We start from the raw sequence: 13,719 nt of genomic DNA, 5'->3' as shown, positions 1-13,719 counted from the left end.
GTTTCAATAAACTTGCATCTGAAGAGTTACTTTGTTTCTCATTTGCGGTGCAAAGGTACGACAAATATTCATTCCTGCAAATTTTTGAGCAACTTTTTTTTAACTTTTTTACATATTTTTTATAACCTACATTCTTTCAGGCACTTGTATTCCTAACATTTTAAAAGATTCTGCGATGATTTCACCTATTTTTTTGCTTAAAGCTACTCTAAAATAGCGTTTGTTAGTGTCTTCTTCACCTAAAATGGAAACGTTTTGGTAGAATGAATTGAAGTCTTTTACCAAATCGTATACGTAATTAGCGACCACAGCAGGGCTATAATTATCCGCGGCATCTTGTACAATAAAAGGGAAAAGGGTGATACTTTTCAGTAAGTTTTTTTCTTTTTCTTGTAGAGCATCAGGTTGTATAGCAGTTATTTCTTTGTTATTATTCGTTTCAGCGTATTTGCGTAAAATAGATTGGATACGAGCATAGGTGTATTGGATAAACGGTCCTGTATTTCCTTGAAAATCGATAGATTCTTTAGGGTCAAATAAAATACGTTTTTTAGGATCTACCTTTAATATATAGTATTTTAAGGCTCCTAAGCCAATAGTGTGATATAAAGCTTCTTTTTGTGCTTGGGTATAGCCATCGAGTTTGCCGAGTTCCTGTGAAATTACTTTAGCAGTCTGTTCCATTTCAGCAATTAAGTCATCGGCATCTACAACGGTTCCTTCACGGCTTTTCATCTTTCCACTAGGCAAATCTACCATACCATAGCTGAGGTGGTACAAGTGTGAAGCCCAATCGTACCCCAATTTTTTTAAAATGAGAAAAAGTACTTTGAAGTGGTAGTCTTGTTCGTTACCCACAGTATAGACCATTCCTTTCACATCGGGATAGTCCTTCACACGTTGAATGGCAGTACCCATATCTTGGGTTATATATACTGAAGTACCATCGGCGCGGAGTACCAACTTCTCATCTAAACCATCGGCGGAGAGATCGCACCAAACAGAGCCATCTTCTTTTTTGAAGAATACCCCTTTTTGTAGACCTTGTTCTACGATGTCTTTTCCTAATAAATAGGTATTGCTTTCGTAGTAGTACGAGTCGAAATCTACTCCTAAATTCTTATAAGTAACAGCAAAACCATCGTATACCCATCCGTTCATTTGTTTCCAAAGTTTCATTACTTCAGGGGCGCCTGCTTCCCATTGGCGAAGCATCTCTTGAGCTGCTACAAATATAGGTGCTTGTTTCTCAGCTTCCTCTTTAGATTTTCCTTGAGCTATTAGTTCTTGGATTTCTTCTTTATACGCTTTATCGAATGCTACATAGTAGTTTCCTACTAGTTTATCTCCTTTTAATCCTGTGTTTTCAGGAGTTTCTCCATTGCCAAAACGTTGCCAAGCTACCATAGATTTGCAAATGTGTATTCCTCTATCGTTGATAATTTGGGTTTTATACACTTTATGTCCGGCAGCTTTTAAGATTTCGGCTACTGAATAACCTAAGAGATTGTTACGGATATGTCCTAAGTGCAAAGGCTTATTAGTGTTAGGAGATGAATATTCTACTAAAATAGCCTCTTTACTATTAGGTGTTGCTAATCCAAACTGAGGATTGTCTTTTATTTCTGTTAAAAAGTTGAGGTAATAAGTATCAGCGATAACAAGGTTTAGAAAGCCTTTAATCACATTGAAATCGGTTACTAAATTACCTACTTTTTCTTTGAGGTAAGTTCCTATTTGTTCGCCTATCTGCACAGGATTGCCTTTGATGTGGCGCAAAAGTGAGAAGACTACGAGGGTCACATCGCCTACAAACTCTTTTTTAGTTTGTTGCAATTCTACATTTTCTAAACTTACGTTGTACAGTTCTTGTACGGCTTGTAGTATATGTTGTTTTAGGATGTCATTTAAATTTTGCATATATTAATTATCAATCTCAAGGGGTGTTAATTTTTATAGCGTATTCAGAAATAACTCGTTTGTCGAAATAAGGTTCTTCATCAATATGTAGTAATACAGGCAAGTTAGTATGGTGTAAAATCACTTCTTCAGTAGATGGGGTAGGGGAGCCGCTAAATACTATACTATGAATGTTTAACCCTCTGTTTTTTAGTGTTTCGTAAGTGAGTAACGTATGGTTGATACTACCCAAATAATGACGAGAAACTAAAATGACTTTATCCGTAGGATAAATTAGGTCAAGCATCATATCTTTTTCATTGAGAGGAACGTACAATCCGCCTGCTGCTTCTATAACAAGTGTATTATTGGTTTCAGGGCGTACAATTTTAGAAAGCTCAATTCGCACACCGTCTAATTGAGCTGAAAGATGTGGACTTGCAGGAGTGTGTAATCCATAGCTATTAGGGTGAAATACAGTGCGTGTATTGCTGATAAGTCGTTTTACTTTGTCAGTATCTGAGTTCTCTAAGTCTCCTGATTGTATAGGTTTCCAATAATCAGCTTGAAAAGCCTCTGTAAGAATTGCTGAAACGATGGTTTTGCCAACTTCGGTGGAAATGCCCACCACAAAATAAGTGTCTTTCATTTTGAATGGTTTGTTTTGAGAGTGCAAAAGTACAAAGTAATTGGCAAATGAGCAAAAAATAGCGATTAGTTTTTAGTTTTTAAAATCCAAAAATTTTCTTAAAAATATTTGCACAATTATTAAAAACTTTCTACTTTTGTGGCTTGAAAATAACCATTGATTGAGTTTTTTATAACTCATCATTTTTAAATAATAGATTATATGAAAGTTACAGTAGTAGGCGCAGGTGCCGTAGGAGCAAGTTGCGCAGAGTACATTGCTATTAAAGACTTCGCGTCTGAAGTAGTATTAATTGACATCAAAGAAGGTTTTGCAGAAGGTAAAGCTATGGATTTGATGCAAACCGCTTCCCTCAATGGGTTTGATACTCGTATTACAGGGGTAACCAATGATTATTCAAAAACTGCAGGCAGTGATGTAGCTGTGATTACCTCTGGTATTCCTCGTAAACCAGGTATGACTCGTGAAGAGCTTATCGGTACCAATGCAAACATTGTGAAATCAGTTGTTGAACAATTGGTGAAATATTCACCTAATGTGATTGTAATTGTAGTGAGCAACCCTATGGACACTATGGCTTATTTGGTACACAAAGCTACTAAATTACCTAAAAACCACATCATCGGTATGGGTGGAGCACTTGATAGCGCACGCTTTAAATACCGCTTGGCAGAAGCGCTTAACAGTCCGATTTCAGATGTAGATGGTATGGTAATTGCTGCTCACAGTGATAGTGGTATGTTACCTCTTACACGTTTGGCAAGCTATCGCGGTGTGCCTGTAACTGAGTTTTTGAGTGCTGACCGTCTTAACCAAGTAGCCGAAGATACTAAAGTAGGTGGTGCTACCCTTACTAAACTTTTAGGAACTTCAGCTTGGTATGCTCCAGGAGCTGCTGTATCAGCTTTAGTACAGGCAATCGCTTGCGACCAAAAGAAACTTTTCCCTTGCTCAGTGTTACTCGAAGGTGAATACGGACAAAAAGATGTGTGCGTAGGGGTTCCTGTAATTATCGGTAGAGATGGAGTTGAAAAAATTGTAGAGGTAAAACTCAACGATGCTGAAAAAGCTAAATTTGCAGAAAGTACTGAAGCCGTACGTGAAGTAAATAAAGCTTTAGCAAGTGTGTTATAGTCTGCCTTAAGACTTTAAAATTAGAATAAAAGCGACTTTTCCGAAAAAAGTCGCTTTTATTTTATTTGGTGTTTCCGTTCACCGAAGGGGGTAATTCGTAAAGATACTTATAACTATTAAAAATTCTTTTATTTATGAAATATATTTTTGCATTTTTTGTCACTTTTATTGCTACGGCACAACAAACTGATTTTGTGCTCCTCAAAAGTCTTTCTTCCGATTTTGTATTTGATATGAAATATGCAACTCCTGATAACTTCCTTAAACAAGCTGTTTATGAGTGTGGAGAATGCTATCTGCGCAAAAGAACAGCGGAAGCCTTGGTAAAAGCTAATGAGGAGTTTAAAACTTTGGGATATCGCATTAAACTATTTGATTGCTATAGACCTCTTGAAGTACAAAAAAAGATGTGGGAAATACTTCCAGGTACTCATTATGTAGCCAATCCTGCCAAAGGTTCTAAACACAATCGTGGAGCAGCAGTCGATCTCACTTTAGTAGATAAGGATGGTAAAGAATTGGATATGGGCACTCCTTTTGATTTTTTTGGTGAGAAAGCCCATCATACTTGTACCACTCTTTCTAAAAAAGTACTTAAAAATCGCAAGTTGCTGAAAGATATACTCAATAAATACAACTTCAAATCTATTTATTCGGAATGGTGGCATTACGAATACCGCCCTGAAATGCAATCCAAAGTAGAAAACTTTCAATGGCAATGTGAATAATTACGAATAATGGTAGTTATTTGAGATTGTTAGGAAGTTCTAAAATTTGTATGCTTTTAACTCTGATTGCGTTGTTAACTAAAGCACGAGTATATTCAGGATAAGGTTCTCCCGCTGCAGGGGCTCCCATTTTACATTCACCGTCAGAGCCACCTCCTCCGTTAATCCACAAATAAGCATCGGCGTGTGCCCCAGTGGTTTTGGTAGTGCTACGCGGACCTAAAGCTGCATTGAAGTTGTTACAAGAGTTATAAGGAGCATTAGCATTTTGGTGTTTAGGACGATTTATACCACTGCGCCCTGTGTCAATAACATAATGTGTATTTTTGAAACCTTTAGTAGCTAAATAAGCTACAAACTTCTCAGCTCCAGCTTGTTCTTCAGCAGTACCTCCCACTCCCGAAACATTCAGTGCAAAACCACGCATATATTTTAAGCCTCCATCTATAATAGCATTTGCAACAGTTTCAGGATGTTGGGTAACCAAAACAGAATTCCCAGCATGAATATAACTCATTACTTTAGGGTTGTTCTTATTTAGTTTTTCAGCGACGTAACTAAGCAGTTCAGCACGCTCATTGTATTTAGCTGAGCCTCTTGGGTGACCGCAGTAGTTAATGGCATCAGGCTCAATAATAACCACCGCACGGCGTTGTCCAATAATGGCACTTACGCGGTCTATCCACTCTTTGTAAGAAGCAGCATTAGGGTGCCCTCCTTTTGAAAACGACCCACAATCGCGATTGGGAATACCGTAAAGCACCACAATAGGCGTTTTGCGGGCACGTTCAGCTCCTTCAACGAAGTTTTTAAGCCAACGGTCATTTTTCTCTTTACCACCACTACCAGGACTAACACCGCCGTCATACCAACCTCCGCAGGGCGTACCATACACTTGGTAATACAGCTTTTTCAGTTCTATATTAGGCTCCTTTTTCACTGCATTTAAGCGAGAAGGTTCCAAATAGAAATCCCAATCATAAGGTATTTGTGTAGTAGAAGTCTGTGTAGAGGGGGTGTTGTCTTCCCCTGATTTTTCACAAGCGATTGTTAGTAATAACAAAGTCACTAAGGATACTAATTTATTCATAATTTTCTTTTTAAATGTTTTAAGGCTACAAAGGTAGTGCTTTATTTTTGATTTTGCAAATTTACTAATCTGTAAATTTGTTATTTTCAAATAAATACTATACCTTTGCCAAAGTTTTTCACTTTTTATCTAATGAAAAAAACATATATTACTTTTTTAGCGTTTTTATGCTGTTTTGTTTTAGGCAATAATAGGTTACAAGCACAAGGGTTAATGCCTATTCTCAGTCAGGCTCGTCTGCACAAAGATAACTCTAAAGCAGGCTTTGATGGACCTTATATTTTTTATACTGATAAAGGAATTGTTGTAAAGCAAATTACTGAGAAGAAAGGTGTAGCATTACCGTTTATTCAAACATTTACTAAGGATATCAAAGGTAAAAAATTCACAGCACAACTCAGTGATAAAGAATCTTTTAGTTTTAGAATTAAAAAAGAATTAAAGAATGAAACAGCAGTGTATAATATGCCTGAAAAACTCATTGCTATTTCGGACATCGAAGGTGAATTTGAGGCTTTTAAGCAGTTTTTGATAGTTAATGGGGTGATGAATGCTAAATACCAATGGAAATATGGTAAGGGGCATTTAGTGACGGTAGGTGATTTTTTTGATCGCGGACTTTGGGTTACACAAACACTTTGGCTTATCTATCATTTAGAACAACAAGCTGAAAAAGCAGGGGGTAAAGTACATTTTATACTTGGCAACCACGACTTGATGAATATGAATAACGACTTCCGCTATGTGCGCAAAAAATACTTCCAGAATGCTTCTCTATTACAAGATGAATACCTACACTTCTACAAGCCTGATACAGAATTAGGGCGCTGGTTGGCTACCAAAAATATCGTTGAAAAAATAGGTGATTATGTATTTGTACACGCTGGTATTTCTATAGAAATTGCCAATTTAGGACTCACTGTACAAGAACTAAATAACAAAGCTCGTGACTACTATTTTGATAATCTAAAAGCACGAAAATGCAAAGATAGCTTATATAGTATTCTCTATCAGTTTGGTATAAGTCCTACGTGGTACAGAGGTTGGGGCAAACAAACTATTGATACAACCGAAGCCGAAACTATTTTAGAACGTTGGCAAGTAGGTAAGTTTGTTATAGGACACACTCTTCACAGCGAGGTAACTTACCTGATGAACAAACGTGTTATCGACCTTGATGTAGCTCACGCCAAAGGAGTAGTACAAGGTTTGCTGATAGAGAATGGCAAAGAATATAAAGTAAATAACAAGGGAGAAAAATCAGTTATTATTGAGAATGCTGAAATCCCTGAAGATGATGATTAACAACTAAACATTAATAACTAATGAAAGGAATTATATTAGCAGGAGGTTCAGGTACACGCCTTTACCCCATTACAAAGGGAGTTTCTAAACAATTACTCCCTATTTATGATAAACCAATGATTTACTATCCACTATCGGTGTTGATGCTCTCAGGTATCCGTGAGATATTGGTAATTTCTACCCCTCAAGACTTACTAGGTTTTGAGCGTCTATTAGGTGATGGCTCTGATTTTGGCGTTCGCCTTAGTTATGCAGAACAACCCAGTCCCGATGGCTTAGCTCAAGCGTTTATCATAGGAGAAGAGTTTATAGGAGATGATGATGTGTGTTTGGTATTAGGCGACAATATTTTCTACGGACAGAGTTTTTCAAAAATGCTTTTTCAAGCGGTAGAAAATGTAACGAAAGAACGTAAAGCTACTGTTTTTGGTTATTACGTAAAAGACCCTGAACGCTATGGAGTAGCCGAGTTTGACAATGCAGGTAATGTACTTAGCATTGAGGAAAAACCAGCACAACCCAAATCTAACTATGCAGTAGTGGGGCTTTATTTCTATCCTAATAAGGTAGTGAAAGTAGCTAAAAATATCAAACCTTCAGCACGAGGTGAATTAGAGATTACTACTGTGAATCAAGTGTTCCTAAATGACGGTGAACTAAAAGTACAACTTTTAGGACGTGGTTTTGCGTGGCTTGATACGGGTACTCACGATTCACTTAGCGAAGCATCTAACTTTGTGGAGACCTTAGAAAAACGCCAAGGACTCAAAATTTCTTGTTTGGAAGAAATAGCCTATCGCAAGGGGTGGATTACCGCCGAAAAACTGCAAGAACTCGCCAAGCCAATGCTCAAAAACCAATATGGGCAATACCTTTTGCAGTTAACAAAGAACAATTGATAATTAACAAAATGAAACCTTTTGTAACACTTATCTTAACCCTCTTTACTACTTTCTTTTTGCAGGCGAGTGATAGTTATAACTGGCATACTACTCAGGAGTATCAAGTGAAGAATGAGAAGGGGAGGTTGTTTTTAGTGAAAATAGCAAGAGACCCTAATGGTATTAGTATTGCTGAATATAAAAAAGTGTTATTGCCTAATAACATTGGGAAAAATGCTTATTTTGTATCAGTAACTGAAGGTAGAGATACCAATCATTTGCTTATTGCTGATGATACTTGGTATTACTTTGTGAACAGTCATATTTTTTATAACAGGAGGGAAAAAATCACTCCTGAAAAAGTTTTTACAGTAGCAAGTGTTACTAAGTTTTTGGGTAGCCAGAATTTTCTTATCGATGGAGTTTGGTACAGAGTCAGTTATAACCCTTATGATAGGGAGCAACCTATCAAAAAAGAACCTATCAATAATCCTGTTGAGCAACTTTCCTCTCCGCAAAAAGAAAAGTCAAGCCTATTCCAAAAAGATTGGTACTATGATGGGAAAAACTATTATAAGGAAGATGAGTTTTATAGTAATAAATGGCATCGTCTCAAGAACAAAAACTATATAACATTGATAACTCATAAGAAATATACCAATAAAGGTAGAGAGTCTTATCAACATCAATTACAGCCCTTTGTTCTGGTGAATAATGAAATACGATATTATGAAATAGATAATAGGCGAAATGTGTTCAAAGCGAGACTTGTAAGACGTATACCCCTTACTTCTGAAATAAAAGATTTACAATTGTGTTTTGCCTCAAAGGATAAATTGCTGATAGAAGATAAAGTTATAGAAAATATTTGCGATTTCGATACTATGACCTTTGTGGGCTCTGTAGTAGATGTTATAAATCCCAGTGGCGATTGGGCAGAGGTAGAATACAACTACTATTTCAAAGATAAAAACGGAGTCTATCTCTATCACACAGGTAAAGAACTACTACAAAAACTTTCATACGATCCTCAAAACTTTAGTGAAGAGAATTTGTATACCATATTACTCAATAGAAAATGAAGAATTATATAATACTTATCTTAACCCTCTTTACTACTTTCTTTTTGCAGGCAGGAGATCATATTTATGTAAAAAGTGAATACTACATAGAAGTTGAAAATGGGAAAGTATACTTGGTACAAATAGGTAGAAATTACGATGGTATAAGTATTAATTTATATAGAAAAATAGAACTGCCTATAGAAAACAAGAATCCTCGAGTGATTGCTTATGGAGGTGGTTTTAATGCGTATGTTATGGTCGCCAATGATGATTATTGTTATTACAAGAATGCTTTTATTTATATCGATAAGGATAATACCTATGACTTTCATAAGGTTTTCCCTACTAAAAGTCTTACAGCAACATTTGGCGAACAAACCTATTGTATTGATGGGATATGGTATTGGATTGATTTTATATTAGGAAGAGAAGAATTGTTTAAAAAAGAACTTAAAGGCTTCCCTAATCATCCTGAAATTATATACAAATTTAAAGATAGAGAGAGTTATTTACTGAAAGATGATAAAGCAGTCTATTCTTATAATGAAATAACAAGTATTTTAAAAGTTATTTCTAATTTAGACCCTAAAACAGTACATTTTCAACCAGCTCTTAGCGAATATGATGCTCATAGTCTGTATGATGAGGATACTTTTTACCTTACTGATCTTGATTTTGAAGTAATAGGAGATCTTACTGAAAAAAATACACCATTAGGAGTAGAAAAAGTTGATTTTACAAAAGGTGTTTTTGCTTTTGATATCAATGATCGAACACTAACCTATTTTTATCCCTATCAAAATATTACTTTTCGTTCTGATTTAAACTTGGCGATGAGAAATAATCAGTATTTTTGTAATTTTAAGGATGTTTATAAAGAATATAAAAATGGAATGAGTATTGCAAAAGTTAAGAATATCAATAAATTAAAGTACTTGAGAGATTATAATTTGTATTGTGATGAGAATGATTTTTATATAATTGACTATTATAGAAATGAATTTACTCCGATTGCTCTTAACGAGTCTGTAAAAGAAATTCTAAAATCAAAGAAATACGAGAATAACTTCAATAAATATTATTGGGACTCTTTTGTGTTGTGGAATAATAAGATAGTGTATTTAAATCAGAGTTATAACGCTATAAAATTTCTTGAACCTAATAAAATTAGTAACTTGAGAATTAAAAAAGAACTCCCTCTTACCTCAGAACTGAAAGATTTGAAAATATGTTTTGCAACTAAAGACTATTTATGGTTAGAAAATAAGTTAATCAAGAATATTTGTGATTTTGATACAATGGAATTTGTAGGTACAATATTTATAAATGATTATCTGGGACATGATTACTATTTTAAAGATAAAAACGGGGTCTATCTCTATCATACTAAAGGAAAGAAAATGAAAAAACTTTCTTACAATCCTAAAACTTTCACTGAGATGAAAATGGCTGAATTAAAACTAAAATCCTAACATCTAAAAATGGCAAAACTAAAAACAGCATATTTCTGTCAGAATTGCGGTGCGCAATATAGCAAATGGCAAGGACAGTGTTACACTTGCAAGCAGTGGAATACCATTGTAGAAGAAGTAGTACAAAAAGACACGGCTCCTGCTTGGCAAGAAAAAGAATCACCTATTAAAAACAAGGCACCTAAGTACATCCCTATTTCCCAAATCGATACCCAGCAAGAGCCACGCCTCAACAGCAACAATCACGAACTGAACAATGTGCTAGGTGGGGGCATAGTGCCAGGGTCGGTTACTCTTTTAGGAGGTGAACCAGGGATAGGCAAGAGTACACTATTATTGCAAATAGCTCTTAACTTGCCCTATCGTACGCTCTACGTATCGGGAGAGGAAAGTGAAAAACAGATAAAAATGCGCGCCGACCGCATTCCACACCGACTTGATAACTGTTTTATTCTCACTGAAACTAAGACGCAAAATATCTTCCAACAGATAAAAGAACTCTTGCCTGAAATCGTGATTATCGACTCTATCCAAACCCTTCAATCCGATTATATAGAGGCATCAGCAGGGAGTATTTCTCAAATTAGAGAATGTACTTCCGAATTGATTAAGTTTGCTAAAACTACTCATACCCCTGTAATACTTATTGGACATATCACTAAAGACGGACAAATAGCAGGACCTAAAATATTAGAGCATATGGTGGATACCGTTCTGCAGTTTGAAGGCGATCGCAACCACGTGTACCGTATCTTGCGTTCATTAAAAAACCGCTTTGGTTCTACTTCCGAATTAGGTATTTATGAAATGCTTAGTAATGGATTGCGCGAGGTAAATAATCCTTCGGAGATTCTCATTTCCAAAACTGATGAGACCATTAGCGGTACTTCTATAGCTGCCACCTTAGAAGGTATGCGTCCGCTGATGATTGAAATACAAGCCCTCGTGAGTACAGCGGTCTATGGTACACCACAACGCAGTACTACGGGCTTCAATGCCAAACGCCTCAATATGCTTTTGGCGGTGCTTGAGAAACGCGCAGGATTCCGCTTAGGTGCTAAGGACGTCTTCCTTAATATTACCGGAGGCATTACTATCGACGACCCTGCAACCGATTTAGGGGTGGCAATGGCTATCCTATCGTCCAATGAAGATATAGCCATTCAGAAGGATGTGTGTTTTGCTGGTGAAGTAGGTTTAGGTGGCGAGATACGCCCTATACAACGTGTAGAGCAACGCATTACTGAAGCTGAAAAATTAGGATTTAATACCATTTTTGTTTCTAAATACAACAAAATAGCTCTCAAAAATACGAAGATAAAAGTTATAACGGTCGCTAAAATAGAAGATGCGATACAAGAATTATTTGGATAAGAAGAACGCCTTATGTTGAGAAAACTCTTTAAAGATACTATTATTTACGGCATTGCTACTGTACTTCCTCGTGTGTTAACCCTATTGCTCACAAGGCTGTACGTGAATAAACTTGATACTGCCGATTTTGGTATCTATTCAGGGTTGTTTGTCTACCTTATCTTGGGGAATGTACTGCTATCTTATGGTATGGAAACCGCTTTCTTCCGCTTTATGAATAAAGGCGAACAGAAGAAAAAGGTGCAATCTACTGCGCTTACTTCTCTTACAATCAGCTCTTTGTTTTTTCTGCTGATTGCCTACTTATTGCGACACTTTATTGCTTCTTGGCTGAACTACGATGTGCAATATATTGTCTTTGCCATTTATATATTGGTGCTCGATGCCTTAGTGGTCATTCCGTTTGCTTGGCTCAGAAATAAAGGCAAAGCCAAACTCTACGCAATGGTAAAGATAGGGAATACAGCCTTAAATTTAGCGCTTAATATCTACTATCTAAATTATTTGTCTCCTGAAAATCTCGCAACAAACGGTGGTGTATACTACATTTTTTTAGCCAATGTGATTGCTAGTTTAGCGACATTTATTGTGCTGCTACCTATCTACCTCAAAATACGTTTCAAATTCTACTATCCTCTTTGGAAAGAGATGATGATCTACGCTTTTCCCGTACTTTTGGCGGGCATCGCTTTTGCTGTGAACGAAGGTTTTGACCGTGTGTTTTTGCGAATGCTCCTTCCTGCTGATACAGCTGATGAAACGATTGGTATCTACTCAGCTTGCTACAAAATGGGGGTATTTATGAATCTTTTTGTGACTGCCTATAAACTTGGTATAGAACCTTTCTTTTTCAGTAGTGCTCAAGATAAGAATGCACCTAAAACTTACGCACGTATCACTGAATACTTCATTGTGTGCGGAGGCTTTATCTTGCTCTTTATTACCGTATTCACCGATGTTTTTAAACTTATTTTGATACCTAATAAAGCCTACTGGGATGCCCTCTGGATTGTACCTATTATCTTGTTAGCTAACCTTTGTTTGGGTATTTATCACAGTCTTTCGGTATGGTACAAAGTAACCGATCGCACGAGCTTTGGCGCGATTGTATCCTTAATAGGAATGGCTATCACGGTAGTGTTCAACTTTGCACTTATTCCTTGGCTTAGCTATAGAGGAGCTGCGCTGGCTACTCTCATCACCTATGCTGCAATGATGAGTATCTCGTATTACTACGGACAAAAATACTACCCGATACCCTACAAAAAAAGGAAGATAAAAATCTTCCTTGGTATGAGTGTACTCTTCTCTTTTATAAATTTCTATGCCTTTGGCAATAGCATTTATATAGGTGTTTTGTTTCTGCTTATCTATGGTTATTTAGCGAGCTTTGTAATCAAGCAAAAATCACTTCGGTCAAAAGCATAATACGATAGGCAGTTAAAGTTGATCAAACAGCAACATCATTTCTTCCTCTTTTTGTCGCATTAGCGCACTGTCTTTTGGGGTTTTATCTTTATACCCACAGAGGTGCAACAACCCGTGTGCCAATACTCGCAACAATTCTCTTTGGAAAGGCACTTTAAAGATTTCGGCGTTTTCCTTTACGCGTTCTACCGAAATATAAATATCTGAATGGAGTACTTTTCCCTCAGTATAATCAAAGGTGATGATATCGGTAAGTGTATCGTGTTGCAAGTACTCTACATTTATTTTATGCAAATAGTCATCATCACAAAAAATATAGTTGATATTGCCAGCCTCTTTACCTTCACACTTAGCAACACTTTTCACCCAGCGTTTTACCGAATTCTTATTATAAGGGAAGACAAAAGGAGTTTCGTTAAAAAAAGAAGTCATAATCTAACTATTTTTTTTCTTTAGACTTATAGGTGTTGATACCTAATAGCGCATAAATAGGAGAGAAATTGATAAGAATGGTTACCAATAGCAAGATAGAAACGCCTGATAACACCGATGCAATGGTTATAGAAAACTCGTTGAAATACCCTAAAATTGCCGTAATCACGATAATAAGTAAGCGGATATTCTTGTCTAAAGTGCTAATATTTCTTTTCATATCACTTTTATTTAAATTTTGAGGACAAAGGTACAAATAATTT

At 36.3% G+C, this 13,719-nt stretch carries 13 protein-coding genes; 8 read left to right on the top strand and 5 right to left on the bottom strand.

What is annotated here, in order from left to right; genetic code table 11:
• Positions 1-126 precede the first annotated feature (126 nt).
• A complete protein-coding gene (argS, locus tag I7X29_RS03970) occupies positions 127-1,920 on the bottom strand; it encodes an arginine--tRNA ligase (protein ID WP_198472911.1) in 1,794 nt (597 codons plus the stop codon).
• 16 nt (positions 1,921-1,936) lie between these two features.
• Positions 1,937-2,548 carry a dethiobiotin synthase gene (gene bioD, locus I7X29_RS03965; protein WP_198472910.1) on the bottom strand — a complete coding sequence of 204 codons (612 nt, stop codon included), beginning with the start codon at positions 2,546-2,548 and terminating at the stop codon, positions 1,937-1,939.
• A gap of 201 nt (positions 2,549-2,749) precedes the next feature.
• Between bioD and I7X29_RS03960 the strand changes: the two genes are divergently transcribed.
• Together I7X29_RS03960 and I7X29_RS03955 are read left to right on the top strand one after the other, a co-directional pair.
• Positions 2,750-3,682, top strand: a complete 933-nt coding sequence (locus tag I7X29_RS03960; protein ID WP_002678807.1) for a malate dehydrogenase — start codon at positions 2,750-2,752, stop codon at positions 3,680-3,682.
• Between the two features lie 134 nt (positions 3,683-3,816).
• The gene (locus I7X29_RS03955; RefSeq protein WP_198472909.1) at positions 3,817-4,410 is read left to right on the top strand and encodes a M15 family metallopeptidase; all 594 of its coding nucleotides are present in this window, start codon (positions 3,817-3,819) and stop codon (positions 4,408-4,410) included.
• A 16-nt stretch (positions 4,411-4,426) separates the two neighbouring features.
• Here the strand turns inward: I7X29_RS03955 and I7X29_RS03950 are convergent, their stop codons facing one another.
• A complete protein-coding gene (locus tag I7X29_RS03950; RefSeq protein WP_088594053.1) occupies positions 4,427-5,500 on the bottom strand; it encodes a glycoside hydrolase family 6 protein in 1,074 nt (357 codons plus the stop codon).
• Positions 5,501-5,632: 132 nt separating this feature from the next.
• Between I7X29_RS03950 and I7X29_RS03945 the strand changes: the two genes are divergently transcribed.
• The 6 genes from I7X29_RS03945 to I7X29_RS03920 are packed head-to-tail and all read left to right on the top strand — an operon-like array spanning position 5,633 to position 13,024.
• Complete coding sequence (locus I7X29_RS03945; RefSeq protein WP_198472908.1) at positions 5,633-6,805, top strand: metallophosphoesterase; 1,173 nt, start codon at positions 5,633-5,635, stop codon at positions 6,803-6,805.
• A 20-nt stretch (positions 6,806-6,825) separates the two neighbouring features.
• On the top strand, positions 6,826-7,704 hold the full coding sequence (gene rfbA, locus I7X29_RS03940; RefSeq protein WP_198472907.1) for a glucose-1-phosphate thymidylyltransferase RfbA: 879 nt from the start codon (positions 6,826-6,828) through the stop codon (positions 7,702-7,704).
• An 11-nt stretch (positions 7,705-7,715) separates the two neighbouring features.
• Positions 7,716-8,768 (top strand): hypothetical protein, encoded by a 1,053-nt coding sequence (locus tag I7X29_RS03935; RefSeq protein WP_198472906.1) that lies wholly within the window; start codon positions 7,716-7,718, stop codon positions 8,766-8,768.
• Positions 8,765-10,222: a hypothetical protein gene (locus I7X29_RS03930; RefSeq protein WP_198472905.1), complete on the top strand. Its 1,458-nt coding sequence runs from the start codon at positions 8,765-8,767 to the stop codon at positions 10,220-10,222. The genes I7X29_RS03935 and I7X29_RS03930 overlap by 4 nt, the downstream gene beginning before the upstream one ends.
• A gap of 9 nt (positions 10,223-10,231) precedes the next feature.
• Entirely contained in the window at positions 10,232-11,596 is a 1,365-nt protein-coding gene (radA, locus tag I7X29_RS03925) for a DNA repair protein RadA (RefSeq protein WP_198472904.1), read from the top strand.
• Positions 11,597-11,608: 12 nt separating this feature from the next.
• Positions 11,609-13,024 (top strand): lipopolysaccharide biosynthesis protein, encoded by a 1,416-nt coding sequence (locus tag I7X29_RS03920; RefSeq protein ID WP_198472903.1) that lies wholly within the window; start codon positions 11,609-11,611, stop codon positions 13,022-13,024.
• Positions 13,025-13,036: 12 nt separating this feature from the next.
• Here the strand turns inward: I7X29_RS03920 and ybeY are convergent, their stop codons facing one another.
• Positions 13,037-13,456 carry an rRNA maturation RNase YbeY gene (ybeY, locus tag I7X29_RS03915; protein ID WP_198472902.1) on the bottom strand — a complete coding sequence of 140 codons (420 nt, stop codon included), beginning with the start codon at positions 13,454-13,456 and terminating at the stop codon, positions 13,037-13,039.
• A gap of 7 nt (positions 13,457-13,463) precedes the next feature.
• Positions 13,464-13,676, bottom strand: coding sequence for a YgaP family membrane protein (locus I7X29_RS03910; RefSeq protein WP_198472901.1), 213 nt, complete (start codon positions 13,674-13,676; stop codon positions 13,464-13,466).
• Between the last annotated feature and the right edge of the window lie 43 nt (positions 13,677-13,719).

The sequence above is a fragment of the Capnocytophaga periodontitidis genome (assembly GCF_016126015.1).
GTDB classification, from domain to species: Bacteria; Bacteroidota; Bacteroidia; order Flavobacteriales; family Flavobacteriaceae; genus Capnocytophaga; species Capnocytophaga periodontitidis.
The sequence above is the reverse complement of the archived record's forward strand: the minus strand, read 5'-3'. Positions and strand labels throughout refer to the sequence as shown.